Origin of the sequence: Marinobacter sp. JSM 1782161, from assembly GCF_011421605.1 — a bacterium.
GTDB lineage: Bacteria > Pseudomonadota > Gammaproteobacteria > Pseudomonadales > Oleiphilaceae > Marinobacter_A > Marinobacter_A bohaiensis.
In genome coordinates, this window is the sequence record NZ_WSSA01000004.1 from 271085 (window position 1) to 296377 (window position 25293).

24 protein-coding genes are annotated in these 25293 nt (G+C 64.3%); 13 read left to right on the forward strand and 11 right to left on the reverse strand.

What is annotated here, in order from left to right:
• Positions 1-40: 40 nt before the first annotated feature.
• The gene (locus GQB00_RS17700; RefSeq protein ID WP_165857283.1) at positions 41-1606 is read left to right on the forward strand and encodes a sensor domain-containing diguanylate cyclase; all 1566 of its coding nucleotides are present in this window, start codon (positions 41-43) and stop codon (positions 1604-1606) included.
• Here GQB00_RS17700 and GQB00_RS17705 read toward each other — a convergent pair.
• Positions 1570-2388 (reverse strand): zinc-dependent peptidase, encoded by an 819-nt coding sequence (locus tag GQB00_RS17705; protein ID WP_165857284.1) that lies wholly within the window; start codon positions 2386-2388, stop codon positions 1570-1572. The two genes, GQB00_RS17700 and GQB00_RS17705, sit on opposite strands and share 37 nt — an antisense overlap.
• A 221-nt stretch (positions 2389-2609) precedes the next feature.
• Between GQB00_RS17705 and GQB00_RS17710 the strand changes: the two genes are divergently transcribed.
• Positions 2610-3896, forward strand: coding sequence for a serine hydrolase domain-containing protein (locus GQB00_RS17710; RefSeq protein WP_165857285.1), 1287 nt, complete (start codon positions 2610-2612; stop codon positions 3894-3896).
• Positions 3897-3904: 8 nt separating this feature from the next.
• Here GQB00_RS17710 and GQB00_RS17715 read toward each other — a convergent pair whose 3' ends face one another.
• Positions 3905-4249, reverse strand: coding sequence for a hypothetical protein (locus GQB00_RS17715; RefSeq protein ID WP_111497163.1), 345 nt, complete (start codon positions 4247-4249; stop codon positions 3905-3907).
• Between the two features lie 278 nt (positions 4250-4527).
• On the opposite strand from GQB00_RS17715, the gene GQB00_RS17720 reads away from it, so the two are divergent.
• Positions 4528-4809 (forward strand): hypothetical protein, encoded by a 282-nt coding sequence (locus tag GQB00_RS17720; RefSeq protein WP_228160643.1) that lies wholly within the window; start codon positions 4528-4530, stop codon positions 4807-4809.
• 12 nt (positions 4810-4821) lie between these two features.
• On the opposite strand, the gene GQB00_RS17725 is transcribed toward GQB00_RS17720, so the two are convergent.
• Entirely contained in the window at positions 4822-5811 is a 990-nt protein-coding gene (locus tag GQB00_RS17725; protein WP_165857286.1) for a hypothetical protein, read from the reverse strand.
• Between the two features lie 318 nt (positions 5812-6129).
• Here GQB00_RS17725 and GQB00_RS17730 point away from each other — a divergent pair, with 318 nt between their 5' ends.
• The 3 genes from GQB00_RS17730 (at position 6130) to GQB00_RS17740 (ending at position 10607) form a co-directional block, all read left to right on the forward strand.
• The gene (locus GQB00_RS17730) at positions 6130-9522 is read left to right on the forward strand and encodes a 7TM diverse intracellular signaling domain-containing protein (RefSeq protein ID WP_416234166.1); all 3393 of its coding nucleotides are present in this window, start codon (positions 6130-6132) and stop codon (positions 9520-9522) included.
• Between the two features lie 208 nt (positions 9523-9730).
• Positions 9731-10159 (forward strand): hypothetical protein, encoded by a 429-nt coding sequence (locus GQB00_RS17735; protein WP_228276920.1) that lies wholly within the window; start codon positions 9731-9733, stop codon positions 10157-10159.
• A gap of 34 nt (positions 10160-10193) precedes the next feature.
• Positions 10194-10607, forward strand: a complete 414-nt coding sequence (locus GQB00_RS17740) for a response regulator (RefSeq protein ID WP_165857288.1) — start codon at positions 10194-10196, stop codon at positions 10605-10607.
• Between the two features lie 27 nt (positions 10608-10634).
• Here GQB00_RS17740 and GQB00_RS17745 read toward each other — a convergent pair whose 3' ends face one another.
• Positions 10635-10904, reverse strand: a complete 270-nt coding sequence (locus GQB00_RS17745; RefSeq protein WP_165857289.1) for a hypothetical protein — start codon at positions 10902-10904, stop codon at positions 10635-10637.
• A 1000-nt stretch (positions 10905-11904) separates the two neighbouring features.
• Here GQB00_RS17745 and GQB00_RS17750 point away from each other — a divergent pair.
• Positions 11905-12141 carry a hypothetical protein gene (locus GQB00_RS17750; RefSeq protein ID WP_162628844.1) on the forward strand — a complete coding sequence of 79 codons (237 nt, stop codon included), beginning with the start codon at positions 11905-11907 and terminating at the stop codon, positions 12139-12141.
• 10 nt (positions 12142-12151) lie between these two features.
• Here GQB00_RS17750 and GQB00_RS17755 read toward each other — a convergent pair whose 3' ends face one another.
• Positions 12152-12685 (reverse strand): hypothetical protein, encoded by a 534-nt coding sequence (locus tag GQB00_RS17755; RefSeq protein ID WP_111497156.1) that lies wholly within the window; start codon positions 12683-12685, stop codon positions 12152-12154.
• Positions 12686-12863: 178 nt separating this feature from the next.
• Between GQB00_RS17755 and queC the strand changes: the two genes are divergently transcribed.
• Together queC and queE are read left to right on the forward strand one after the other, a co-directional pair.
• Entirely contained in the window at positions 12864-13529 is a 666-nt protein-coding gene (gene queC / locus GQB00_RS17760) for a 7-cyano-7-deazaguanine synthase QueC (protein WP_111497155.1), read from the forward strand.
• Positions 13529-14185 (forward strand): 7-carboxy-7-deazaguanine synthase, encoded by a 657-nt coding sequence (queE, locus tag GQB00_RS17765; protein ID WP_165857290.1) that lies wholly within the window; start codon positions 13529-13531, stop codon positions 14183-14185. The genes queC and queE overlap by 1 nt, the downstream gene beginning before the upstream one ends.
• A gap of 134 nt (positions 14186-14319) precedes the next feature.
• On the opposite strand, the gene yfbR is transcribed toward queE, so the two are convergent.
• The 5 genes from yfbR to proV form a co-directional block, all read right to left on the reverse strand.
• Entirely contained in the window at positions 14320-14916 is a 597-nt protein-coding gene (gene yfbR / locus GQB00_RS17770; protein WP_165857291.1) for a 5'-deoxynucleotidase, read from the reverse strand.
• A 16-nt stretch (positions 14917-14932) separates the two neighbouring features.
• A complete protein-coding gene (locus tag GQB00_RS17775; RefSeq protein WP_165857292.1) occupies positions 14933-17875 on the reverse strand; it encodes a DUF748 domain-containing protein in 2943 nt (980 codons plus the stop codon).
• A 183-nt stretch (positions 17876-18058) separates the two neighbouring features.
• Positions 18059-19048 (reverse strand): glycine betaine/L-proline ABC transporter substrate-binding protein ProX, encoded by a 990-nt coding sequence (proX, locus tag GQB00_RS17780; RefSeq protein ID WP_111497151.1) that lies wholly within the window; start codon positions 19046-19048, stop codon positions 18059-18061.
• A 48-nt stretch (positions 19049-19096) separates the two neighbouring features.
• Positions 19097-20227 carry a glycine betaine/L-proline ABC transporter permease ProW gene (proW, locus tag GQB00_RS17785; protein ID WP_165857293.1) on the reverse strand — a complete coding sequence of 377 codons (1131 nt, stop codon included), beginning with the start codon at positions 20225-20227 and terminating at the stop codon, positions 19097-19099.
• Positions 20228-20229: 2 nt separating this feature from the next.
• Entirely contained in the window at positions 20230-21420 is a 1191-nt protein-coding gene (gene proV / locus GQB00_RS17790; protein WP_165857294.1) for a glycine betaine/L-proline ABC transporter ATP-binding protein ProV, read from the reverse strand.
• A 533-nt stretch (positions 21421-21953) separates the two neighbouring features.
• On the opposite strand from proV, the gene pdxH reads away from it, so the two are divergent.
• The 4 genes from pdxH (at position 21954) to GQB00_RS17810 (ending at position 24101) form a co-directional block, all read left to right on the forward strand.
• Positions 21954-22589, forward strand: coding sequence for a pyridoxamine 5'-phosphate oxidase (pdxH, locus tag GQB00_RS17795; protein WP_111497148.1), 636 nt, complete (start codon positions 21954-21956; stop codon positions 22587-22589).
• Positions 22590-22641: 52 nt separating this feature from the next.
• Complete coding sequence (locus GQB00_RS17800; RefSeq protein WP_165857295.1) at positions 22642-23259, forward strand: DNA-3-methyladenine glycosylase I; 618 nt, start codon at positions 22642-22644, stop codon at positions 23257-23259.
• A gap of 87 nt (positions 23260-23346) precedes the next feature.
• Positions 23347-23652 (forward strand): DUF6482 family protein, encoded by a 306-nt coding sequence (locus GQB00_RS17805; protein WP_111497146.1) that lies wholly within the window; start codon positions 23347-23349, stop codon positions 23650-23652.
• Positions 23649-24101 (forward strand): DUF3429 domain-containing protein, encoded by a 453-nt coding sequence (locus GQB00_RS17810; protein WP_111497145.1) that lies wholly within the window; start codon positions 23649-23651, stop codon positions 24099-24101. The genes GQB00_RS17805 and GQB00_RS17810 overlap by 4 nt, the downstream gene beginning before the upstream one ends.
• A 34-nt stretch (positions 24102-24135) precedes the next feature.
• On the opposite strand, the gene GQB00_RS17815 is transcribed toward GQB00_RS17810, so the two are convergent.
• Positions 24136-25212, reverse strand: coding sequence for a sigma-70 family RNA polymerase sigma factor (locus GQB00_RS17815; protein ID WP_228276892.1), 1077 nt, complete (start codon positions 25210-25212; stop codon positions 24136-24138).
• Positions 25213-25293 lie beyond the last annotated feature (81 nt).

Genomic DNA, 25293 nt, shown 5'->3' on the forward strand with positions numbered 1-25293 from the left:
GCCGTAACCGCTGTCTTATCGGTTCAGGATCCAGCGACCCATGCGAGCATCCGGGAAAGTGGCTTCGCCCATGCGGCGGGCATTGTTGATCTGTGTCGCCTACGGGCTGGTCAGTGCCCTCTGGATCGCGATCAGCGACCGGGTGCTGGCGTACCTGGTGGCCGATCCTGCCGTCCTCACCCGCCTGCAGACCCTCAAAGGCTGGGGCTTTGTGGCGCTGACCTCTTTCCTGCTGTTCCTGATGATCCTGCACCAGTTCCGCCGCTACGCCGACATGCTGGCGGTCAACCAGCGCCAGGCGGCGGCCATCCACGATTTGAGCCAGTTCCGCGAGAGCGTCATCGACAACGCCAGCGTCTGGATCAATGTGCTCGACCCCGACGGGCGGGTGCTGGTCTGGAACAAGGCGGCCGAGCGCATCAGCGGCTACAAGCGGGATGAGGTGCTGCACACCGATTCCATGTGGACGCTGTTGTACCCGGACGACGACTACCGCGCGCACGTGCTGGAACTGGCGGAGTCCATCATCCGCGATGGTCTGGACCTGAGCGGTTTCGAGAGCCGCATCCAGACCAAGCAGGGGCTGCTGCGCGAGATGAGCTGGAACTCGCGGCGCTTTTTCACCCCCGACGGTCGGGTCGCCGGCGCCATCACCATCGGCCAGGACCTGACCCAGCAGCATCACCTGGAGCACCTCGCCCACGACAGTGAACGTCAGTTGCAGACCTTGATGGATAACCTGCCGGGTATGGCTTACCGCTGCCTGCTGGATGAGCGCTGGACCATGAAATTCGTCTCCGATGGCTGTCGTGCCCTGACCGGCTACGGTCCGGACGAACTGCTGGAGAACCGCGTGGTGTCGTTGACCGACCTGCTCGATCCGGGCGTCAACGAGGACATGATCCGAGCGGTGGAGCGGGCCATTGCTAATGCTGAGCCCTACGCCGCCGAATACCCGATGACCCGCCGTGACGGCACCCGGATCTGGGTCTGGGACAAGGGCCGCAGTGTCGAAGTGGGCGGCCAGCTGATGCTTGAGGGCATCATGCTGGACATCAGCGACCGCAAGGCCCTGGAGCAGGAGTTGGCGCGCCTGGCCACCCACGATGCGCTCACCGGCCTGTACAACCGGCGTGAGCTGGAGCGGCGGCTGGACGAGGAGATGATCCGGGCGCATCGCTATGGCCGTCCCGTAGCGGTGCTCTGGGTCGACCTGGATCACTTCAAGGCGATCAACGACCGGTTCGGTCATGCCCAGGGCGATGAGGTGCTGCGCCGGGTGAGCCAGCTACTGCAGCGGTCGATCCGGGCCATGGACATTGCCGGCCGTTACGGCGGTGAGGAGTTCGTGCTGGTGCTGCCCGAGCACGAACTGGGCGAGGCCGAGGAGACCGCTGAGCGGCTGCGTAAACTGGTCAGCGAAGAAACCATCACCATCGGGGGGCAGGGCGACGTGCGCCTGTCGGTCAGTATCGGTGTGGCGGTCTATCCCACCCATGGCCATTCGGTGGGTGCCGTCTGTGAGGCCGCGGATGCCGCCATGTACGCGGCCAAGCGTGCCGGACGCAATCAGGTGCGGGCGGCCCAGTCCGCCGGGGACAGCTGATAGAAATCCGCCAGGCAGCGGTAGAGGTCCGGCTCCGATTCGCGCAGGGCTTCGGGCGTGCAGAAAAACGCTTCGGTGGCGACCGCGAAAAACTCCGCCGGATCGGTGGCGCCGTAGGGATCGAGCACGGTGTCGCGCCACTCGGCGTCGCGTTTGAGACGGTTCCAGGCGTCACTGAAAACCGCCTGCCAATCCTGCGACTGGCGCCGCGAGCGCAGCGGTGGGGCGCCGTCCGAGGCCCCATCGAGCTGATCCAGCTGGTGGGCGAATTCGTGCAGGGTGACGTTGTTGCGGGCGTGGGGATCGGCGGCGTCCTCGGCCACGCTGGGCCAGACCAGGATCACCCGGCCCTCGCCCCAGGATTCCCCCAGCCGACTGTCCTCACCTTCGGTCACCACCATATCCTCATGATGTTCGATGGGTGCGCGATAGACGTCGGGATAGAGCAGGACGGCGCGCAGGCTGTCGTAATAGCCCGGCGACAGGCCGCTGACCAGCAGCGCGCCATGAGCGGCGATCAGGACCCGCATGGGCTCGGTCACCTCAAGGCCGTTGCAGCCGTAGAAGTCCAGTTCGTCGAGCAGGATCAGGGTGCCGGATTCCACCCGCTGGCGCACCGGCTCGGGCAGGCGCCCGTAGAGCGCCATCTCCGCCTGCAGCAGCTGGCGCCATTGATCGGGAAAATCCCGGGCGGCGACCTGCGCCCGACGATGGCCGCGGTAGAAGAACAGCCGGTAGGCGGCCAGCGCAATCAGGGCCACTACGCCCAGGAAATACAGCATATGGAAGGTCGCTCCCTGTCGTATCGTCCGCGGCGGGCACCGCGTGGAATGGCCCGCATTGCCCGTATCGGGGCATCGCCGCCGGTGGATGGGGCAATGTATCATCTTTGGGTCGGGTCCTGTCGCCCGCCCCGGCCGGGCGGCGGACACCAGACTCAACAACCACACTACAATAAACCGGAAACCGCGGATGCCGCTGTTGTCGTAGAGGATATCTGCCCATGAACCGTCTGACCCGCCGTGCCCTCAACACCATCGCCGTTCCGACCGACCTGGCCAGCGTGACCGATATCGATACGTCCCGCGAAGAGGCGCCGGAGGATCTGGGTCTGGACCCGGCGGCGGTGGCCTCGGTCTGGCGGGCGGCGGAAAATCTCTATCGCACCGGTGTGCATCCCGGCCTCCAGCTGTGTCTGCGCTACCGTGGCCGGATCCTGCTCAACCGGGCCCTGGGGCACGCCTCCGGCAACGGCCCGCATGACGCGCCGGACGCCCCCCGGGTGGCGATGTCCACGGACACGCCGGTGTGCTACTTCTCCGCCTCCAAGGCGGTGACGGCGCTGTTGATCCACATGCTGGCGGAGCAGGGACGGATCAACCTGCGTCATCCGGTGGCGTTCTACTGCCCCGAGTTCGCCCAGAACGGCAAACAGACCATCACCATCCACCAGATCCTGTCGCACCGGGGCGGCATTCCGGCGATTCCCAAGGACACGCCGCTGGATACCCTGTGGGACCGGGACGCCATCTGGCGCATCCTGTGCGGGGCGGTGCCGGTGGAAGTGGATGGCTCCAAGCTGGCCTATCACGCCATTACCGGCGGTTTCGTGCTGCAGCGGGTGCTGGAGACGGTCACCGGCGCGCCCATCGAAGCCTTCCTCGACAGCCACCTGCGCCAGCCCCTGGGGATGCGCTGGTTTACCTACGGCGTAACACCTGACCATCTGCCCGACCTAGCCCGCAACTACGCCACCGGTCCGGCGCCGCGTTTCCCGGTGTCCTGGGTGTTGCGGCGAGCCCTGGGCGGTGACATCGGCACCATCGAGTCGACGGTCAACGATCCCCGCTTCCAGGAGGCCGTGGTGCCGGCCGGCAACCTGTGCGGGACCGCCGAGGAAATGTCGCGTTTCTTCCAGATGATGCTCGATGGCGGACTCTGGCAGGAGCAGACGATTTGCCGACCATCCACCATCCGCCGGGCCATCGAGCAGTCCGGCCCGATCCAGCTCGATCGCACCATGATGGTGCCCATGCGCTTCAGTCCCGGTTTCATGCTGGGTGGCAATCCCTTCGGTTTCTGGGGGCCCCAGAGCCGGGAGGCCTTCGGCCACCTGGGGCTGATCAACAAGTTGTGCTGGGCGGATGCGGCCCGGGACATCTCGGTGAGCCTGGTCAACACCGGCCTGCCGATCCTGGCGCATCACATCCCGGCGCTGATTCGCTTTGTCACCACCGTGTGCCGGGCGTTTCCGGTAACGCCCGCCGACGGTCAGCACCGGGTCGCCTGAGACGCGCCTCAAACGCCGTCGAGCTGCGCCTCCAGGATCGCCAGCACCGACGACTGCACTTCCTTGAAATCGGTCAGGGTCTGGGTACGCTGGATCACGTCCTCCTGCTGTTCTTCCAGTCGCTGCAGCTTGGGAATCACCCGCCGTACGCCTTCGGTGATCACTTCGTAGGGATAATGGTGGTCCTGGGTGCTAAGCTTGTTGAGCTCGGCCACTTCCTGGTGGAAGATGCTGATGATGTCGTACAGCATGTCCTTGTGGCGGATCGTGCCGGCCTCCCAGTAGGCGTCGTCCAGCAGTTCCAGTAACGACAGGAATTCCCGCAGGGTATCGGCGACGGACGGTTGGGTCATGGACGGCTCCAGGCAGTGGGTGATGCCAAAAGGATAGCAGGCACGCCGACGGACGGGGTGCGCCCGGAACGGGTTCCGCAACACTAAAATGAACCATTGTTCACACTTTGTTGCGGTTTTGCCGGGGCTTGTGCACAATATTAAAAGCGCGTGAATCGGTATATGCTGATGCCCGATCGCGTACAGGGAAACGCGGGTTTGTTGGAGGCGGAACCTCCGGCCGTATCGTTGATCCAACGATACCCGTCAGCGACACTCAAGGATGAGAGATCGACACCATGTTCAGAGAACCACCCGACCTGCCCGACCAGGGATACGGCGACCAGCCGGACCAGCCCAATCTCAACCAGCACGATAGCGTGCGCCAGCACCTGCAGGAACGTCTCGTGCGCGAAGTGGCGGACCTGGAAGAACGCATCGAAGCCCTGCGCCGGAATCGCGCACCGCATACCGCGATCATCATCGCCACCTACGAGAGGATGATCGATCGAAAGAAGGGCTTCATGTCGACCTGGGGTCTGGGCGCCCAGGTCGGCAGAACACACAACAGTCCACGCTGAACCGGCACGTCGTTACTGGCGCCCGCTGACCGCCTGTGTCGCGTAGCGGGTGCCTGTACCTTCCTCCTGATTTCCGCAATAGTCTTCACTCTCCACATACGCGCTGCGACTGGCGTAGCTGCCGCTGACGCTGGCATAGGCTGAGGTGAACACCTCCGCGGTGGCGGCCCGGTAATCCACCAGTACCCGCGCGCAATCCACGTCGGTCCGATCGGCGAAGTCGAAGGTGTTGTCACTGCTGCGTAGCCACTGGTCCCGATCCAGATCGATCAGTGTCTGCTCCAGGCTCAGTCGCTCCTGGTTGCTGCCGGCGGTGAACGATGCCTGCACCAGTTCAGGCACGTTGAAGCCGGACGCCGAGAAGCTGGCGTCGTCGAACTGGCTGGCCACCACGGCGCCGTTGAGGTCTTCCCCGGAACGACCCTGGAAGCGGATCACCCGGATTACCTTTCCCGACGCGTCCGGCGCGTAGACCCAGCGCAGGTTGGGGTAGTTGTACTGGTCGGTGGTGGTGCTGTCCTGCACTTCGTTGAAGGTGACGAGCGCGCCCTTCTCGCTGGTGTCGTACTGGGCGGCGTTGCCGGCGTCGATGCAGCTGCTGATGTAGCGCCGGCCGGTGTTGAAGTTGTCGATGGTGTCCTCGCCGATGATCAGGTCGATGAAGTCCATCGGGTTGCGCACCGCCGTGTAGGCGCTGGCGCCGCTTGCCGGGGAGCCCCCGTTGAAGCGTGCGGTCTGGGCCAGTACGTCGTCTGCCACCGACTCACCGTAAGCGTCGGCGCCGGCGGGTTGCACCCCGGCCAGGACGTCCCGGAACAGGTGGCGTTGCAGACGCCCGGGGGCGGTGATATCGAAGCTGGCGTAGCCGGCCTGGACCCGGGTGGCCGGGTTGAACTGGCTGCCGCAGCTGGCTGGATCACTGTCGCCGTCGCTGCTGCCACCGCAGCCGGCCAGCAGGAGGGTACCGGCCAAAGAGGCCAGAATCCGGTGAAGGTTCGCCATTGTGGTTGTCCTTGTCGCGAACGGTGGGTTGACGGGTGCGCAAGGCCGGATTACGCGCTAAAGTGGAAGGCGATGGGCACACACCGCAAGGAGCCCCGGCAGCTCTCCCAATAACCATAAAGCCCTGCCAGTCGTTCCGGCACGTTAACGGAAATGAACGGCACCTGCCCGCTCGGAGATCACATTTTGCGGCATCAGAGTTCGTGTCCGGCATGGAGGCTTGCGCTTCTGCTCCGGGCTGTTATTTTCGGCGCCTGCCTGCTGGTCCCGGCCCTGTCCCAGGCAGCACAAAGCGCCTGTCACCAGGCGCCCATCCGGGTGTCGCCGGGCACCGAGCACATCGACCTGGCCTCCTGTCTCTGGTACCTGGAGGACCCCGGGGCGCAGATGACTCTGTCCCAGGCGCGGCAGGCTGATCTGGACGGGGCGTTCCGCAGCCATGACGGCGGTATCCTCAACTTCGGTTACACCGAGTCCGCCTACTGGGCGCGGCTGGACCTGCAGGTGGACGGTGCCCGCCCCCTGCCGCGCATTCTCGAACTCAGCCTGCCGCTGGTGGATCATATTGCCCTGCACGTCTATCGCGACGGCCGGCTGGCCGAACAGCGCGAGCTGGGCTACACCGCCGACTGGAGCGACCGGGAGCTGTTGTTGCCCAACCCGGTGTTCAAGCTGGATCTGTATCCCGGTCAGTCCGTGCGTCTGTACCTGCGGGTCAAGACCGCCAACACCTTCCGCCTGCCGCTGGCGCTGTGGTCGCCGGACGCCTACATCGAGAAGGTCGCGGTGGACGAAACCATCCAGGGCATCTTCCTCGGCAGCATCCTGGCGATCCTGGCGTACAACCTGTTCGTCGCGGTGTCGGTGCGCGAGCGCAGCAACGTCTACTACGTGCTCTACCTGGTGTTCGCCGCCCTGTTCATCGCTACCGAGCAGGTGCACGGCCTGCAGCTGTTCGACCAGCGGCCCTGGTTCCTGGACAAGGCCTACCTGCACTACCAGATCCTGCTGACCTGGTTCTTCGGGATTCAGATGGCGCGTGGATTGCTGGAATTGCCCCAGCGCTCGCCGGACCTGGACAAGACCATGCGCGTCTGCCTGACCGGTGTGGTGGTCACCTTCGTGCTGAGCCTGTTCATGCCCTACCACGTGGCCATGGAATGGACCGTGATCGGCTCCATCACCCTGTCGATCGTGATGATCCTGACCAGTTACTGGGCCTGGAAGCACTTCAACCCGGCGGCACGCACCTACTTCTTTGCCTGGACCTGCACCCTGGCCGGCGTGGGCCTGTATGCGCTGACCGTCATGGGCTTCTTTCCGCTCAACTACCTGACCGGCCACGCCCCGCAGATCGGGCTGACCGCCCAGGTGATCCTGTTCTCGTTTGCCCTGGCCGACCGCATCAAACTGATTCAGGCCGACGCCCTGGACTGGAACCGGCGGGCGCTGTCCAACCTGACCCGCTACCAGTCCCTGTTCAACAACGCGGTGGAAGGGATTTTCCAGATGTCCCTGGAGCGCCGTTTCCTGACGGCCAACCCCGCCATGGCGGAGCTGCTGGGCTACGACGACCCGGAGCGCATGATCCGCCAGGTGCCGGACGTGCTGTCCGCCTGCTTTGCCGATCCCGGCCAGCGCCAGCAAGTAATCAGTCAACTGCAGGAACGCGGCGGCACCAAAGGCGTCGAGACCCGCTGTTTCACCCGCCTGGGCGACGAACGCTGGCTCAACGTATCGCTCAACACCGTGTATGACGCCCACGGCGAGCCGGCGCACCTGGAAGGCACCTGCATCGACATCACCGAGCGCAAGCAGCGCGAGTCGATGGAGAAGGAACGCGAGAACGAGCGCCTGGAGAAGGAACTGGCCCGCAACGCCGCCGAGGCCAAGAGCCAGTTCCTGGCCAACATGAGCCATGAGATCCGCACGCCCCTGGCGGCGATTATCGGCTACGGCGAGAACCTGCTGGATCCGCAGCTGGGGCCGGACGACAAACGCAACAGCGCCGAGACCGTGGTGCGCAGCGGCCGCCACCTGCTCGACCTGGTCAACGACATCCTCGACCATTCCAAGCTGGACGCCAACAAGCTCAACGTGGAGATCCTCACGGTCAACCTGCCGGAGCTGCTGGATGAGGTGCGCGCCTTCTTCGAACCCCGGGCCCGGGAGAAAGGCCTCGGCTTCTCGATCCAGTGCGCGTTCCCGTTGCCGGAGCAGATCCGCACCGACCCCACGCGCCTGCGCCAGATCATCATCAACCTGTGCGGTAACGCCCTCAAGTTCACCGAAAGCGGCCACATCGTGCTGTCGGTGCGTTGCGAGCGCGAGCGGGAACAGCTGACGGTGCGGGTGGTGGATACCGGCATCGGCATGAAGCCGGAACAGGTCGAGCGGCTGTTCGATCCGTTTGCCCAGGGCAGTGCGGCGATCGCCCGCCAGTACGGCGGCACCGGCCTGGGGCTGAGCATCTCCCGGCGCCTCGCGCAGTTGCTGGGCGGTGAGATCGGGGTCAGCAGCGTCTACGGCGAGGGCAGCGAATTCGAGGTGACCATCGCCACCGGATCGCTCGATGGCGTGCACCTGTTGCGGGACGCCTCCGAGCTGTCCCAGCGCCGGCGCATGCTGCCGATGATCACCGCGCCGCGCTTGCGTGGCCGCATCCTCTACGCCGAGGATAACGAGGTCAACCGCAAGCTGGTGGACCTGATGATCCGCCGCACCGGCGCCGAGCTGGTGCATGTGGGCAATGGCGCCGAGGCCCTGGAAGCCGCCACCCACGACCGTTTCGACCTGATCCTGATGGACATCCAGATGCCGGTGATGAACGGCCGCGACGCCACCGCCGCCCTGCGTGAGGCTGGGGTCAACACGCCGATCATCGCCCTGACCGCCAACGTCATGGCCGAGGACATCGAGGATTATCGGCGCGCCGGCTGCACCGGTCACCTGGCCAAGCCCATCGACAAGCGGCGGTTCTACGACCTGCTGGCGCGCTACCTGACCCTGGACGAGTGGCCGTCGCCGGCGGAAGTGCAGCACTACAGTGGCACCGTGCTGGTGGCGGAGGACAACGCCGATAACCGTCATCTGGTGGAGCGCCTGCTGGGTCGCTTCGGGGTGGATGTCCTGGCCGTCACCAACGGGCGCGACGCGGTGCAGACCGCGCTGTCCCAGGCCGTCCACCTGGTGCTGATGGATCGTCACATGCCCGATCTGGATGGTCCTGCGGCGACGCGCATGCTGCGCCAGACCGGTTTCCGAAGGCCCATCATCGCCTTCACCGCCGGCGATCAGGTGGAAGTGGACGAGCTGGTCGAGGCCGGCTGTGATGGCGTGTTGACCAAACCCATCGACAGCGCCCACCTGGCGGCCTTGCTGGCGCGCTACCTGGCACCCCGGGACAACGCTGCGGCGGCGGAGGCCGAGGGTATCCAGGCGTTGGTGTCGCAGTTCCTCCAGGGGTTGCCGGAGCGCCTGGACATCATGGCCAGCGCCATCGCCGACGGCGACTGGACGAGTTGCCGCCACCAGGCGCACCAGATCAAGGGGACGGCCGGGGCGATGGGTTACCCGCAGATGACCGATCAGGCCGGCGCCCTGGAGGCGGCCATCCGCTCCGGTGAAACCGACCGTGTGCCGGCGCTGTTTGATACACTCAGTGGTCTGATGCGGCAGGCTGTCGCGGCCCAGGCCAGTACGTCGGAATAGGCCCGGTACCTGGAACGGCCCGGTGCCGAGAAACAGACCCGGTAATTTGAAACCGGCATTGAGGCCGGCCACACCGGCTACCGCAGCAGACATAAGAGGAAGATGAGTCGTGGATCACAAGTCGCATAACGAGACACCCTCGCTGAACACTCTGTTCGGGACCTACGCCGACGTGCTGTTCGTCCTGTTTCCCTTCCTGGTGATTGTGATGCAGCGGATGTGGGATGGCGCCATCGCCGAGGTCCTGTTGCGCCCGGACCTGAGCATCGCCGCCGCTATCCTGGCGGGCCTGGCGATCGGCAAGTTTGTGCTGGGGCTGGTGATGAACCGGGACCTGGGGCGTCACAAGGAGCGCATCGTCTTCTTCATTGCCCTGACCCTGTTCCTGGTGATGGGCCCGGCGATTATCCTGATCCTCAGCATCGTCGGCGGTGGCAAGGTACCCGGTTTCGTGGCGTTCCTGCAGCCGGTGTTACTGATCGTGGCCATCTCGCTCTACACCACCGCCATTTCCATCAGTAACCTGCTGGCGGGCGCCGAGGCGCCATCAAACCGAGCGGATGCGGTGCCGCCCGACGACGAGCGCGCCGCGCAACCCACCCCATTGGTGATTCCCCGGCGAACCTCCAACGAGTAGAGCGGAACGCCGTGTTTCTGGAGAGGATGTGAGAATGGAAAACCTGCGAGTGCTGGTCGTCGAGGATGAGCCGACCATGCGAGCATTACTCAAGGACATGTTGCACCAGGCCGGGGCGACCATGGTGGTGGAGTGCGAAGACGCCGCCTGCGCCGAGCGCCGGTTCCGGGAGGAGTCGTTCCACATTGTCATGCTCGACCTGGGGCTGCCCGACCGTGACGGCCACGAGCTGATGCGCGAATTCAAGGAAGCCATCGAGGATCAGCACATCGTGCTGGTGACGGCGGACGACTCCATCGACAGCATCCAGCGCGCCATCAGTGCCGGCGCCAACGGTTATGTGGTCAAACCCTACTCGGTCGAGAAAATCCAGGATGTGGTCAATAACTACGTGATGGTTCACGGCGGGGAAGGAGACGCCCTGCGCGGGCTCAGCCGCCCTCACTGACGGCTGAGTACCCGTGGGCGCGCCGGGCTAGGCGACCTGACGCGCGATCCAGGAATTGTGTCTGGTGGCCAGGGCGCGCACGTAGCGGGCCTCGGCGTTGCCCATCGTGGCAATGACGCCGTTAAAGATCCAGCCGCGCTCGTACAGGCCCAGCACACTCTGCTCGCTGTCGAGGTTGACGCGCTGGTTGAGCTTCTTGCAGATGGCGTCGAGCAGCGGCAGCTTGTCCGGGCGGCGCAGCGGGCCGCTGTGGGGCGCCTTGTGTTGGGGGCCGGGGCGGTTGTGATGTCTTTTCATGGTGCTCTCCTTTTTGCTCTGTCCGCGTGCAAAAAATAAACCCCGATCAGGGTGACCGGGGTTTATAGAGAGACTCTCTGCCCGGTCGCCCAACGGCTTCCGGGTTTGGGGGAAGCCGTTAATCGATACGCATAACGAGGGAACGCAGGTGCGCCGGGCGCGAGTGCGCAACCGGACCTGCGGTCTTTCGGTTAATCTGTCGTACGGTGGCCGTCAAAACGGACTCCCATCCTCGTTTCAATGCGTCGGCAATGCTGTGTATCGCCGTGTGTGAGCCTGGCCTGCTGCGCTCCGTCCATAAAAAAACCCGGAACCTGTGACGCTTCCGGGTTTTCTGGCCGCCGGAAGATTCGCACCGCGAATCGCCCGACCGGGAATTCAGCGGTTATGCAGACTGGGCTCGTTTGTGGGCGATCACGTCAGCGTTGCTCTCGTCTGTGCGTTTGTTCGTCTGTCGATGCCGGCCCGATGCGTCGCCGTTGCGATGCGGGTCAGGGCCGATTCACTCCGGCTGTTTATCCAACTGCTTATCGGAATGTCCGTCGGGCTATCCACCCATCGGACTGTCTGCCGGAATGCCTTTCACTGTCAGTCTATCCGTTGCCGAAAACTTTGCAACAGGCGCGTTGCCGGTGAACAGCCGAAGACCCGGGAACCGGGCTCTGGCGTGGTTTGCGGCAATCCCCTACAGATCAAGGAACGTACAGGCGTCATAATTTCGGTGTCACGTGTTTACGTTGTGCATTTCATCTGCCCGCATAACCTACGATGGGTTGGCACGATGAATCTCTCCTTTTTTGCAAGCGCAGCCTGCGGGCTGTGCTTTTTTTTGCCCGTCTTTTACCGGCGCCAGCCGCCAGCTTCGGCTAGTGCGTACAGGGATTTTCGTACAGCCCCGTTGCCCGTTCTTCGAGATAATTAGTTGCCTACTAAAATCGGTCACGTCCCGTGGCTGATTCATCCAACGACATCCGAATTGCGAGGTGAAACCGAAATCATCATGTCCGACGACACAACCACACGCTTGAACCTGAAAGCGCACATCGTCGTTGAAGCCATCCTGGTCCTGGCCCTGGCGGCCTATTTTATCCTGGCGGAAAGCCGCATCGTCGGCGCCGATATGGCCTTTACCGCCGTGGGTGCCGGGCTGATGGCTCTGGTGACCTTCTGGACGCTGAACACAGCGGGGGATGTGATCGAGTGGCTGGCCGCGCGGAGTGGATCCCGCCGGGCCTGATGGTCGTGCCTCAGGAGCGGGCTGCGCGGTAGACGTGTTCGCCGGTGACATTGCCGCCCACGACCCGGTGCCAGGTTTCCTGCAGGATCAGGGCGTCGTTGGCGGCGCGATGCACCGGCAGGCCCAGGGTCGCGATGACCTGCTGGCGTTCTTCCGACCAGCGCTGTACCTGTTGGGCGTCGAGGATCGAAGAGATGGATTCCAGCAGGAAGGTGGGCTGGATGCCGGCGGCACGGAACAGGCGGTGCAGCCAGAAGCTGTCGAACGTCCAGGCGTCGCAATAGACGACGTCGTCGAGCAGGGCGTTGAGCTCCTGTGCCACGTCCCGCACGTTGTAGCCTTCCTGGCACAGGGTGTCGCGGCTGATGCCGTGGATGGCCTCGGCGCTTTGCGACCAGTCCTGCCAGAGCACGTGGGGCGCGATCAGCCAGCTGTGCAGGGTTCCGTCCGGCAGACTCACGCCCACCTCGATCGGATAGCTCGCGATCAGGTCCAGGCTGGACGCTTCGAAGTCGATGAATGCCGGTATCTGGGGAACGTTCATACTGCCAGTATCTGTTTTGCTGTTGTCACCGGGCAACGCTGCGCATCCACAGCGATACGGCCCGGGCCCGTTCGTTCAATGAGTTTAACCGCCCCGCTCTCAGGACGCGAACCCATCCTGTATTGTCCCTGTTACAATTCGTCCATTCCCGCAGTTTGTTGAATGAGGATTTACCGCTATGTCCGAAAAAGTCGTGGTCATTTATTCCGGAGGCATGGACTCTTTTACCCTGCTGCATCGTGCCCGGGCGGCGGGCCATGAGGTCCACGCGCTCTCCTTCGACTACGGCCAGCGCCACGTGAAGGAACTCGACTGCGCCGCCGCGGTGTGCCGCGAGCTGGGTATACCCCACAAGATAGTCGATATGGCGCCGATGGCGGGACTTTTGTCGGGATCGTCCCTGACCGATGACGTGGCGGTGCCCGAAGGGCATTACGAGGAAGCCTCCATGAAATCCACCGTAGTGCCCAACCGCAACATGATCCTGCTGTCCCTGGCCACTGGCTACGCGGTGTCGGTCGGCGCCCAGGCGGTCTGGTATGGCGCCCACGGCGGCGACCACGCGATCTACCCCGACTGCCGTCCCGAGTTCGTGGAGAAGATGGACGCGGTGTGCCGCGTGGCCAACTACGAACCGGTGCGTATCGAGGCGCCCTACATGGCGCTGGACAAGGGCGAGATCCTGGCTGAGGGCCTGGCGATGGACCTGGACTACGGCCAGACCTGGACCTGCTACAACGGCCGTGAGGCCGCCTGCGGCAAGTGCGGCTCCTGCACCGAGCGTCTGGAAGCCTTCGCCGCCCACGGTTTGACCGATCCACTGAGCTACGAGGCGCAGGGCTGATGTACCGGGTCAAGGAAGCCTTCTACACGCTCCAGGGGGAAGGCGCACAGGCGGGCCGCGCAGCGGTGTTCTGCCGGTTCAGCAAGTGCAACCTGTGGACCGGCCGCGAGAAGGACCGGGCCACGGCCGTCTGCAATTTCTGCGATACCGATTTCGTCGGCACCGACGGCCAGAACGGCGGCCAGTTTGCCGACGCCGACGCGCTGGCCGACCACATCGCCGCCCTCTGGCCCCACGACAGCGGCCGGCCCTACGTGGTCTGTACCGGCGGCGAACCGCTGCTGCAACTGGATGAGCCGCTGATCGCCGCGTTCCATGCGCGGGGCTTCGAGGTGGGCGTGGAGACCAACGGCACCCTGCCGGCGCCGGCGGGTATCGACTGGCTGTGCATGAGTCCCAAGGCCGACGCCAGGGTGGTGCTGGAACGCTGCAACGAACTCAAGCTGGTTTATCCACAGCCTTTGGCCTTGCCCGAGCGCTTCGAACACATCCAGGCGGACCACTTCTTCCTGTCGCCGATGGCCTCTCCCACTCTCCCGGAAGACGGCCCCGACCCGGTCAAGCAGAGCAATACCCGGCGTGCCACCGAGTACTGCCTGGCCCATCCGAAGTGGCGCCTGACGTTGCAGATGCACAAGATTGTGGGGATTGATTGAAGGCGTTGGGCTCGGCAGGCCTCTGGCCTGCACCGAAGCTGAAGCGTCGGCTACAGGGGCGGGAAGCGCCGGAAACGTAGCGGACACTGTCGTTTCCGAGGCGTCCCCAGGGCGCCTGGGACGGCAGGTGGCGGCTAATCTCCCAGCAGATGGTCCAGCGGCTGGCTGTAGCTGGGCGCAAACACCTCCAGGAAATACTGCACTTCCGGCAGGTTGTCCGCCTGTAGCCGCTCCAGGATCTGCACCGCCGCCGGCTCGAATTCCTTGTTGCCGGCGTTGATCTCGGCCCGGCACTTGAGCCAGGCGGACAGACGGTCCGCCGCCTTGACCAGCGTCTTCACATCCGCGTCCCAGCGGGATTCCTTGATGTAGGTGGCGAAGTCGGCCCGCAGGCTCTCCGGCAGCAGGTCGAGCAGTTCGTCCTCGGCCTTGTGCTCGATCTCGCTGAAGGCTTCGCGCATGACCGGGGAGTGGTATTTCACCGGGGTGGGCATATCGCCGGTGATCACCTCGGTGGCGTCGTGATAGAGCGCTGCGGCGGCCACGTGGTCGGCGTCGACATGGCCGTCGAAATGGCGGTTGCGGATCAGCGCCAGGGCGTGGGCCACGGTGGCCACCTCCCAGGAGTGGGTGGCTACGTTTTCCTCGATGGCGTTGCGCATCAGCCCCCAGCGCTTGATCCAGCGCAGGCGGGCAATGTAGGCGAAGAAATGGCTCAGGCGTTGCGGCATGGTGAACTCCCCGGCGTTACCGGGCCTCCATGGAGAAGGGCACGATCACCCGGATGGCGTCCTCGCCCATGTCGGTTTGGGCGTCCTGGGACGGCGCCTGCAGGAACAGCTGGTCGTTGGGAATGCCGTACTCCTGGGACAGGCGCTGTTGCAGCAGGGTGCCGCGGGCCTTGGCCAGTCGCTCGAGGGCTTCCGGCGGCAGTTCGACGCTCTGGGTCAGCTCGCGGGTGAGGATGGCGACCCATTCCGGGCTGTTGTGGCGATCCTCGCCGGTCTCGCCGTGTTCCTGCTGCAGGGCGGTGAGCGCCGACTGGCCGTTATCGCTGGCGTACTCCGCCTCCAGCGCCTTGACCCGCTGCTCGCGCGGGGTGTCGGTGGTCAGGTTGAGGCGCCGGTTCATGCGCTCACTCTTGAGCGCCACGCCGTCCAGATCCGGGTCCACCGCGCCGCGCACGTTGAGCAGCAGCTCCGGTCGCTCGCTGAGGGCGTTGGCCAGCACTTCCAGCTTCTTGTCCTCGTCGGCGCCCAGGGTGGCTTCACCCGGAACGAACGCCACCTGCCCCAACTCGTCGCCGGACAGGCCGGCCAGTTCCGCCATCGAACCCAGCATGCTGAACGGTGACGTCGCGGCCTTGGCCAGCAGGTTGACGAAGGCGCGCATCACCACCTGACCGACACGGAATTCCGGATCCTCCAGGTTGCCCTCGATGGGCAGGTTGATGTCGATGATGCCGTCGGTGTCGGTGAGCAGGGTCAGCCCCAGTTTGACCGGCGCCTGCACCGCGTCCTCGCTGTCGACCGACTGGCCCAGCACCAGCTGGTCCATGACGATGCGGTTTTCGGCCTCAATGCGCGGACCGGTGATGTCGTAGTTCAGGTCCATGCGCAGCTTGCCACTATCCACCGCGTAGCCCACAAAACGGCCGAAATAGGGGGACAGCTCGGCCATGGCCATGTTGTCCAGCTTGAGCTCCAGGTGGCTGGTGTCTTCCTGGCCCAGGGTGCCGATGGAGCCGCTGACGTCGACCTGGCCGCGTTCCCCCAACTGGCCGCCGAGTTTGACGCTGCCCTGTTGCGGAGAAATGTTGCTCAGGCCCTCGATCAGCCCGTTCATCTCGCGCATGCGGGTGGTGAATACCGGCTCGACGGTGCGGTCAGCCAGGTCGAACTGGCCGTTTTCCAGCTGGATGCTGCCGACGCGGAAGATAAAGCCCTGCTCGTCGTCGCCCGAAGCGTCCGACTCGCTGCGCTCGGCCTGGGCGTCGTCGCCTTTCATCAGGCCGTCCAGGTTGGTGCTGCCGTCCGCCTTGCGAATGATGTTGGCGTCCGGCCCGGTCAGGGTGATGGTGCCGATCTCCAGCCGCGCCGGCTCCAGGTTGTATTCGATGGGGTTGAGCAGCAGCGACGACCAGCTCAGCAGCGGGTCGCCGTCACCGGCACGGGTGAGTACCAGGTCCTGAACCTGGCCGTTGCCGCTGAACGTGCCGGTCAGCGGCGGGTCCTGGGCGTCCAGGTCGAGGTTGCCTTCGGCTCGCAGGGTGCCGCCGGCGAAGGCCACGTCGGCGGATTCCTGCACATAGGGCTGGAACGGCGCCAGGGCGATCTGGTCCAGCGACAACACCGTCTCCAGGGTGAACGGCACCGGTGTGGTCTGGCCCCGTGCCTCGACGCTTCCGCCGTCGTTGAGGGTCATCGCGGCCTCATAGGGCACGGGCTCCTCCAGCGCCTGGGTCAGCGGGCCCATCTGGATGTCGATGTTGCCGGCTTGCAGGTTGGCGGGCGTGGCCAGGGCGTTGTCCTGCCACTGGATGTTGCTGTTCTTCAGGTGCACCTGCTCGATGCGCCAACGGAAAGGCGTTGTGTCCGTGTCGCCCGACGCTGTTGCGCTTTCTGCTTCGGCTGCGGACGTCGATTCGTCCGCGCCGGCGAACGGCTTGAGCAGGTTGATGGCGCCGTCGGCGTCGCGCTGGATGTCGCCCTGGAGACCGTCCAGGTCCACGGCGCCGACCGTCAGTGAACGGTCGGCCAGGTTGAAGCCGATATCGCTGAGCTTGAGGGTCTTGAGGGTGGCAAAGGGCGCCTCGGCGCCGGGCAGGCTGGTGCTGATGTCGCGGATCTGCAGCTCGCCGTTGCTGGTGACCAGGGCAAATTCGCCGGCGCTGGAAACGGCGTAGTCCGTGCTCAGCGACAGCTCGCCTTCGTTGACAAGATACGGGGCGTACGGCGAAGCAAAGTGCCAGAGGGTGGAATGGGCGATGTTGTTCAGCTCGAGGCGGCCGTTGGAGTGAAACGGCATCACGCCGATATTGCCGTTCCATTGGATCTGCTGGTCGTTGATGGCGGCGGTCAGGTTGTAGTCGCTGGCATCGCCCTCGCTGTTGTAGGTCGCAAGATCGTTCAGGCTCAGGTCGAGCGGGGTGATGTCGAAGGTTTCCTCGCGGCCCTGACTGTAGTCGCGGAAGCGGATGTGGCCGTCCACCAGCTGGATTTCACCGAAATAGAGTCGGGGCGGCTCGCCGGCGTCGTCGGCCGGCGCTTCTTCGGCGGCGGTGTCGGTGTGGTGCTCGCTCCAGTCCCGCGCCAGGTTGACGCCGTAGTCCTTGAGCAGATCGACCCGCACGAACGGGGATTCGAGCCGGATGGACTCGAACGCCAGGGTGCCGGTCACCAGCTGCCAGGCTGTCAGATTGACGTGGATGCGCTGGGCGGCCACGACTTTCTCGCCTTCGCCGTCCTCGGCATCCAGGCCCTCCACGTCCAGCGTCATGGTCAGCGGGTTGAAGTCCACGTCGCTGACCTGGCCCTGCCAGCCGAGCTGCGAGGCCAGTTGCTCGGGAATGGTCTTTTGCAGCCACCAGGGCAGGCCTATGAATCCGGCCAGCAGATACAGCAGCACCACGAGGGCCAGCCAGAAGGACACCCATTTATAAACCGGCTTGCGCGCCTGGGATTCGGCCACAGTCAGACTCCTTGTCGGTCAACCAGCAGGAACAGCGAAATTCGTGAAATCAAAGGCAGTATAGAAGGATAATGCCTTGGCCTGATGGCTGTCATGGCCGGCGGCTTGTCGGAGGGCAATTGTCGGGGCGTCAAACGGGCAATGAAAAACGGCCGGGGCACGACGCGTGCCCCGGCGTGGGCCTTACTCGGCCGCGGCGCGGGCTTCTTCCAGCCAGCCGTTGTAGATGTCCTGGTGGCTTTTAATCCAGGCTTTGGTGTGGGCCATGATGTCGTCCTGGCTGTCTTCGCCGTCACGGATCTTCATGTTCTCCGCGCTGACGTCGTTGACCGAGACTTTCATGATCTCAAACAGCTTGGCGGCCGCCGGGTTTTCCGCAGCCCAGTCCTTGTTGGCCACGATCCGCTCGCTGTTGATCTCGAAGCCGTAGTTCTTGCCGTTGGGCAGCTCCGTGTCGGTGCCGTTCGGGTTGGAGGAGTATGGGACTTCCAGCCAGACCACGTCCTTGCCCGGCACCAGCACGCCGGAAACCCAGTACGGGGTCCAGGTGTAGTAGAAGATCGGGTCGCCGTTCTCGTAACGGGTGATGGTGTCGGAGATGATCGCCGCGTACTGGCCCTGCTTGTGGGTCACGGTGTCGCGCAGCTCGAAGGCATCCAGCTGGTGCTCAATCACGCCTTCACAGCCCCAGCCCGCCTGGCAGCCGGTCAGGTCCGCCTTGCCATCGCCGTCGGTGTCGAAGATCTTGGCGATTTCCGGGTCCTTGAAGGCTTCCAGGTTGTCGATGCCGTATTCCTCGGCGGTTTTCTTGTCGATCAGGTAGCCCTGGGCGGCGCCGCTGATGTAGTGGCCTTCGCGGTAGAACGCATCGTCACCACCGGCGTTCTTGTACATGGTGTTGTGCAGGGGATACCAGTTCACTGCCATGTAGGTGGCGTCGCCGTTGGCGATGGAGGTGTAACCGGCGCTGTAGTCCACTTCCTGGATCGGCTGAACGTCGTAGCCCAGGTCACGCAGGGCTTCGTTGACCAGCATGGTCTGGAAGGTTTCCTCGGCGATCGGGCTTTGCAGTGCCTGGACGGTGACGCCCTCGCCGGGCATCTCCTGGGCCTGCGCCGCCATTACCACGCCGCCTGCCAGCAGCGCGCCTGTCAGCGTTTGCTTGATAGTCATGTCGTGCTTCCTCCTGCTCTCTGCTTTCTTCTCGTGTTATGGATGAAATCAGGCTTCTTTCTTGCTCTTGACCAGTCCATGGACCAGTCCCACGGGACCGGATTCGTACCAGTGGCGGGTCCCCCTTTCCCGGGAGTCGCGCCCCAGTGCCTGGGTCATGCGATCGAGGATGATGGCCAGGATCACGATGCCGATGCCGCCGACTGTGGCCAGACCAATGTCGAGGCGACCGATGCCGCGCAGCACCATCAGGCCCAGGCCGGGCACGGCGATCATGGAGGCGATAACGACCATCGACAGGGCCAGCATCAGCGTCTGGTTCACGCCCGCCATGATGGTGGGCATGGCCAGCGGCAACTGGACCTTGAACAGCAGCTGGCGTGGGCTGGCGCCGAACGAGCGCGAGGCTTCCACCAGATCGGACGGCACCTGGCGGATGCCCAGGTTGGTCAGGCGAATGACCGGCGCCACGGCGAAGATGATGGTGACGATGACGCCCGGCACGTTGCCGATGCCGAACAGCATGACGATCGGCACCAGGTAGACGAAGGCCGGCGTGGTCTGCATGGCGTCCAGCACCGGGCGCACGACGCTGGTGATCCGATCGCTCTTGGCCATCCAGATGCCGGTGGGAATGCCGATGATCATGCAGAACAGCACGGAGGTGATTACCAGCGACAGGGTGGTCATCGCCTCGTTCCAGGCGCCGATGGCGCCCATGGCGGTCATCCCGATAATCGCGGCGATGCCCAGGCGGATGCCCGCCAGTTGCCAGGCCAGCAGGCCGAACAGGATGATCATGATCACCGGCGGCACGCTGAGCAGGGTGGCGTCGAAGAAGCTCAGGGCGAAATCCACCGGCTGCTTGACCAGCTGGAAGAAGATCCGGAAGTTGTCGACGATCCAGTCGATGCCGTGTTCCACGCCGCTCTGGATGTCGAACCACTCGGTTTTGAAGGGATCGCTCAAGGTGTTGTGGACGGCGTCCACCTGGTCCGCGCCGCTGAGCCAGTCGCCGCCGTTGGTGGCGCCTTCGCCCTCGCCGCCGGCGCTGCCCCAGGGGTTGCCGGCACCGCCGCCCGCGCCCTGTTGTTCCGAGGCGTCGGCCCAGGGGTTGTTATCGCCGGAGGCGTCGTAGGGGACCTGGTCCCCATTCTGTGTGTTGTTTTCTTCTGCCATGTCTATTCCCCCTCCCGATCCAGAGCCTGCAGCAGTACGGACCTGGAAATCACACCCAGGTAGCGTCCGTCACCATTGACCACCGGCAGCCCGCAGGGCGCTTCCGCTACGGAGCCGATGATGTCGTGCAGGGATGCGTCGGCGGCAATGGGTTCCACGCCGGACAGCAGGGCGTCGCTGACGCGGCCGCCGTTACTGTCGGCGGTTTTCAGGGAGTCGATGGAGACCACACCGTGGAAAGTCTGGTCCGGGGTGACCACGTAGCCGTAGTCGCGCTCGTTCTGGCGCAGGCGTTCCAGCGCCGCCCGGGGGCCGGCGCCTTCGCGTTCGATCACGGTGATCTGTTTCTTGGTGGCGATGTCGCGGGCCGACAGCACGGTGGAGACGTCCACTCCACGGAAGAAGGAACGAACGTAATCGTCCGCCGGGTTCTTGAGGATCTCGTCCGGGGTGCCCACCTGGACCACGCGGCCGCCCTCCATGATGGCGATGCGATCGCCGATGCGCATGGCTTCGTCCAGGTCATGGGAGATGAAGATGACGGTGCGCTTGGAGTCGCGCTGCAGCTTGACCAGCTCATCCTGCATCTCGGTGCGGATCAGTGGATCCAGGGCCGAGAAGGCCTCGTCCATCAGCATGATTTCCGGATCGTTGGTCAGGGCGCGGGCCAGGCCGACCCGTTGCTGCATGCCACCGGACAGCTCGTCCGGGTAGCTGCGGGCGTTGGCTTCCAGACCGACCTGGGCCAGCGCGGCGCGTGCCCTTTTATGGCGCTCCTCCCGCGGTACGCCGGACAATTCCAGGCCGAATGCCGCATTATCGATCACGTTCATGTGAGGCATGAGCGCGAACGACTGGAACACCATGCTCATTTTCTTGCGGCGCAGCTCGTTGAGTTCGCTCTCGGACAGGGCGGCGATGTTCTGATCGCCGACCCAGACCTCGCCCTCGGTGGGCTCGATCAGGCGGTTGAGCAGCCGCACGAGGGTGGATTTGCCGGAACCGGACAGGCCCATGACGACGAAAATCTCGCCTTCGTGGATCTCGAAGGAAGCGTCCATGACGCCGATGGTCTTGCCGGTCTGTTTGAAGATATCCGCCTTGCCAATGCCCTGGCGAACCAGGTTCATGGCCTCTTCCGGGTTGTCCCCGAAGACTTTGAAGAGGTTCTTGACGATGACTTTTGGCTTCATTCCAGGTTTTTCCTGTAGGGCCCCGAGGCCCGGTACGGCGTTATTTATTAAGTATAGTAAAAAATTGAATTTAAACTCATTTTGTTCGCCGCTCCCTGGCTGGATCTGTATTGCACGCTAGCAGAGCCTTTATACGAAGGCTAGCGAGGTCCGTCTCTAAACTTGACGGAACAGATGGCGGAAACGTCGGGGCGTTGCTCGCCATGACAAAGACGCAAAATGTTTTGGCGTCTAAATAAATGAGTCGGTCATGCCGGACGGTGCCGGATACCTCTGGATGAATCGGACAGCCGCGGCCGGGCATACCAAGGCGCCGTTGGAGTCCGTATGATGAAAGCCTGCCGGAGACAGGTCGTTGCTGGAGTACATACGCAACCTGTATGCCAGCCCCCGGGATTGGCGTGTCGGGAATGAACTTCCAGCGCGGCGACAGCGTACTTCAGCGCAGTGACCGTACATCTAATGCAATGACCGTACTTCTACTGCAGTGGCCGTACTTCTAATGCAGTGAAAGGGGGCGACAGGACGAGATCATGGATATCAGTGACATGCGTCGGGACTTCGAATCCGAAGGCCTGGATGAGGACCACCTGGACCCGGAGCCGGTGCGCCAGTTCGAACGCTGGTTCCAGGATGCACGGGATGCGGGCGTGCTTGAGCCCAATGCACTGTCGCTGGGCACGGTGGGTGATGGTGGTCAACCGAGCCTGCGCACGGTTCTGCTGAAGTATTTCGGCGACGAGGGATTCGTCTTCTACACCAACTATGGCAGCCGCAAGGCACAGGAACTGGAACGCAACCCGCGCGCGGCCATGCTGTTTCCCTGGATTGCCCTCAACCGGCAGGTCAGTATCGAAGGCCGGGTGGAGAAGGTGAGCAAGGCGGAATCCCTGCGCTACTTCGCCTCGCGCCCGCGCGGCAGCCAGATCGGTGCCTGGGTGTCGGAACAGAGCCGGGTGATTTCCTCGCGCGGTCTGCTTGAGCAGAAGGTGGCTGAAATGAAGCAGCGCTTCCAGCAGGGCGAGGTGCCGCTGCCGTCGTTCTGGGGCGGCTACCGCCTGGTGCCGGAGCGCTTCGAATTCTGGCAGGGGCGTCCCAGTCGCCTTCACGACCGGTTTGAATACTGCCGCGAGGCGGACGGGTGGCGAGTCAATCGCCTGCAGCCCTGATTGGACCGTCGCGGCATCACACAAGCACACAGGCCAGGCAGGGAGAACAGGCATGAGCGACACCCCGGATACCCGCGTTGCCGAGCGCTGCGGCTGGTGCGGCAGCGACCCGCAGTACGTTGAGTATCACGACCGGATCTGGGGACGGCCGGTGTCCGACGACCGCGAGCTGTTCGAGAAATTGTGCCTGGACGGTCAGCAGGCGGGACTGAGCTGGATCACCATCCTGCGCAAGCAGGCCAACTACGAAGCCGCGTTCGACGGTTTCGATCCGGAGCGCATCGCCCGCTACGATGCCGACAAAGTGGCATCGCTGCTGAAGAATCCCGGAATCATCCGCAATCGGCTCAAGGTGGAGTCGATTATCCGCAACGCGCGTGCGTACCTGGCCTTCCAGGAGACAGGCCGCTCCTTCTCCGGGTTCCTCTGGTCGTTCGTCGAGCATCGTCCGATCCAGGGTGCCTGGCGCTCGCTCGATCAGGTGCCGACCACCACGCCCGAGGCCGAGGCGATGTCCCGCGCGCTCAAGAAGCAGGGGTTCAATTTCGTCGGGCCCACCATCGTCTATGCCTTCATGCAGGCGGTGGGGCTGGTTAACGATCACCTCTGGCACTGTCCGCAGCACGCCGTCTGCGCTGAGCTGGCGGGCGAGAGACCGTTCCCGCGCTGAGCGCAGCACCCGGCCTGATCCTTTCACGCATCCTGAGCGTACGTCTTCCCACAACCATACCCACACCCATGGCCGGGAGGACGGGTCTTGCGAATCACCCTCGAAGAGCTGCGACAGCGGGACGATCTCCGGATCGACCTGCTGGAATTGCTGTCCCTGGAAGGGCAGTTCTACATGGCGCGTTTGCACCTGGCGGACGGTCTCTACGTGTTGTCCGACGACCGGGGCCGGTCGCGGTTGCTGAAAAGCGCCTGGCAGGCCCAGGATCTGCTGGGGTCGTTCGACGTGCAGCGCACCGAGGTGGTCCATGCTTCTGCCTACGACGAGATGATCGGCCTCGACGACGGCAAGTCGGAGCCCCTGCGCATCCGCGTGCAGGAAGATCGCCGATGATTTCGGTGGCGCGACTGGCAACGGCCATCGGCCTGGCCGGGCTGGCACCCTTCCTGATCGGGGTGTTGGCGATTATCTTCTGGCCCGGCGCCGAGGCACTGTGCATCAAGCTGTTCTACATCTACAGCGCCGGTATTCTCGCGTTCATGGCGGGCGTCTACTGGCCCATCGCGTTGCAACTGGAGCAGCGTTGCTTCCCCCTCTCCCCCATCTCCACGCTGGTGGTCAGCCAGGTGTTTTTCCTGACCGCCGGGCTGGCGCTGCTGCTGCCATTGTCGGCCCAGACACTGGTCTATCCCCTGGCCTATCTGGCGCTCTACGTGGTGGACGTGAAGTGGATGCGGCTGTACTGGCCCGGCTGGTACCGGCGCCTGCGCGCGGTGCTGACGCTGGTGGCCTGTGCCTGTCAGGCGGTCGCGGCGGGCTGGTTGCTCACTCATCCTCTGTGACGGCTGAGATGCCGGCCGACGCTGGCCCGGCGTCTCAGTTCCCCGCCATGTGAGCCAGATCGGCGTACTGCTCGCGCAGTTTTGCCAATGCTCCTTTCTCGATCTGACGCACCCGCTCACGGCTCAGGCCCAGGGCTTCGGAGATCACCTGCAGGGTTTCCGGCTCGGCCCGGTCCAGGCCAAAGCGGCGTGACAGGATATCCTGCTCCCGGGGATCCAGACGGGCGAGGATGTCCCCCAGCAGGCGTTTCTGGTCGCGCGGCTCCAGGCTGGTTTCCGGCTGGTCGCGTGACGGCTCGGCGGCCAGAGCGTCCCCCAGCTTGAGGTCCTCGCTGTCGCTCAGCGGTGTGTCGGTGGACACTTCCGGCAGCGCGTAGCGCTGCAGTTCCTTGATGCGCCGGATCGAGGTGCCCAGTCGTCGCGCCAGCGCCGAGGCGTCGGGAGCATTGCCGCTTTCGCCGCGCAGTTGCTGGCTGGCGGATTGCAATGCGCGGATCTCATCCACCACGTGCTCGGGGGTGCGCACCACCCGGCGCCCGCGCTTGAGGCTGCGTTTGATTTCCTCGCTGATCCACCAATAGGCGTAGGTGGAAAAGCGGAAGCCCTTACCGGGGTCGAAGCGCTCCACCGCCTTGATCAGCCCCACGTTGCCATCCTGGATCAGGTCGATCAGCGGGATGCCGCGATTGGCGTGGCGCCGCGCCAGATGCACCGCCAGCCGCAAGTTGCTCTGGATCAGCGTGCTGCGGCAGGCCGATGCCAGGCGCAGGGCGCGGCGGGCATGGGCCGAGGTCAGGTCGCCGGGCAGCAGCTCTTCGGTGACGTCGCGCAGGGTCAGCGCCGTGCCTTCGGGCAGGCCGCGGTGTTCGGCCAGCCGCGCCAGGGCGTGATGCAGGCGCCGGCTGAGCCGCCGCTCAGCGCGCTCCCCCAGCATCGAATAGCGTGCGGCGTCGCGGAAATAGTGCGACACCAGCGACAGGCTATCGGCGCTGTCGGCGTCAGCCATGGTCTGCAGGGTGTCGTCGCGGCCCGGAGGCGTCCCGTTCGCCCGATTGAGGGCGGCCAGTTCGATGTCGTCGGCCGATTCTTCCGGCCAGAATCTGTGTCGCATAGTGCCGGTACGGTCCAGTTTTCGAAGTTTGCAAAAAGTTTGGAGATTGTACGTCGACGGGCGAGAGTCAGATTGACGGTC

Coding starts and splice junctions, on each gene's coding strand:
- proV (WP_165857294.1), bottom strand. CDS start 21,420: ATGAAGCCAAAAGTCATCGTCAAGAACCTCTTCAAAGTCTTCGGGGAC.
- GQB00_RS17720 (WP_228160643.1), top strand. CDS start 4,528: ATGTTCAGAGAACCACCCGACCTGCCCGACCAGGGATACGGCGACCAG.
- GQB00_RS17705 (WP_165857284.1), bottom strand. CDS start 2,388: ATGCTGTATTTCCTGGGCGTAGTGGCCCTGATTGCGCTGGCCGCCTAC.
- proX (WP_111497151.1), bottom strand. CDS start 19,048: ATGACTATCAAGCAAACGCTGACAGGCGCGCTGCTGGCAGGCGGCGTG.
- GQB00_RS17815 (WP_228276892.1), bottom strand. CDS start 25,212: ATGCGACACAGATTCTGGCCGGAAGAATCGGCCGACGACATCGAACTG.
- GQB00_RS17810 (WP_111497145.1), top strand. CDS start 23,649: ATGATTTCGGTGGCGCGACTGGCAACGGCCATCGGCCTGGCCGGGCTG.
- GQB00_RS17755 (WP_111497156.1), bottom strand. CDS start 12,685: ATGAACGTTCCCCAGATACCGGCATTCATCGACTTCGAAGCGTCCAGC.
- GQB00_RS17725 (WP_165857286.1), bottom strand. CDS start 5,811: ATGGCGAACCTTCACCGGATTCTGGCCTCTTTGGCCGGTACCCTCCTG.
- GQB00_RS17740 (WP_165857288.1), top strand. CDS start 10,194: ATGGAAAACCTGCGAGTGCTGGTCGTCGAGGATGAGCCGACCATGCGA.
- yfbR (WP_165857291.1), bottom strand. CDS start 14,916: ATGCCGCAACGCCTGAGCCATTTCTTCGCCTACATTGCCCGCCTGCGC.
- queC (WP_111497155.1), top strand. CDS start 12,864: ATGTCCGAAAAAGTCGTGGTCATTTATTCCGGAGGCATGGACTCTTTT.
- proW (WP_165857293.1), bottom strand. CDS start 20,227: ATGGCAGAAGAAAACAACACACAGAATGGGGACCAGGTCCCCTACGAC.
- pdxH (WP_111497148.1), top strand. CDS start 21,954: ATGGATATCAGTGACATGCGTCGGGACTTCGAATCCGAAGGCCTGGAT.
- GQB00_RS17750 (WP_162628844.1), top strand. CDS start 11,905: ATGTCCGACGACACAACCACACGCTTGAACCTGAAAGCGCACATCGTC.
- GQB00_RS17800 (WP_165857295.1), top strand. CDS start 22,642: ATGAGCGACACCCCGGATACCCGCGTTGCCGAGCGCTGCGGCTGGTGC.
- GQB00_RS17700 (WP_165857283.1), top strand. CDS start 41: ATGCGAGCATCCGGGAAAGTGGCTTCGCCCATGCGGCGGGCATTGTTG.
- GQB00_RS17735 (WP_228276920.1), top strand. CDS start 9,731: ATGCAGCGGATGTGGGATGGCGCCATCGCCGAGGTCCTGTTGCGCCCG.
- queE (WP_165857290.1), top strand. CDS start 13,529: ATGTACCGGGTCAAGGAAGCCTTCTACACGCTCCAGGGGGAAGGCGCA.
- GQB00_RS17745 (WP_165857289.1), bottom strand. CDS start 10,904: ATGAAAAGACATCACAACCGCCCCGGCCCCCAACACAAGGCGCCCCAC.
- GQB00_RS17710 (WP_165857285.1), top strand. CDS start 2,610: ATGAACCGTCTGACCCGCCGTGCCCTCAACACCATCGCCGTTCCGACC.
- GQB00_RS17715 (WP_111497163.1), bottom strand. CDS start 4,249: ATGACCCAACCGTCCGTCGCCGATACCCTGCGGGAATTCCTGTCGTTA.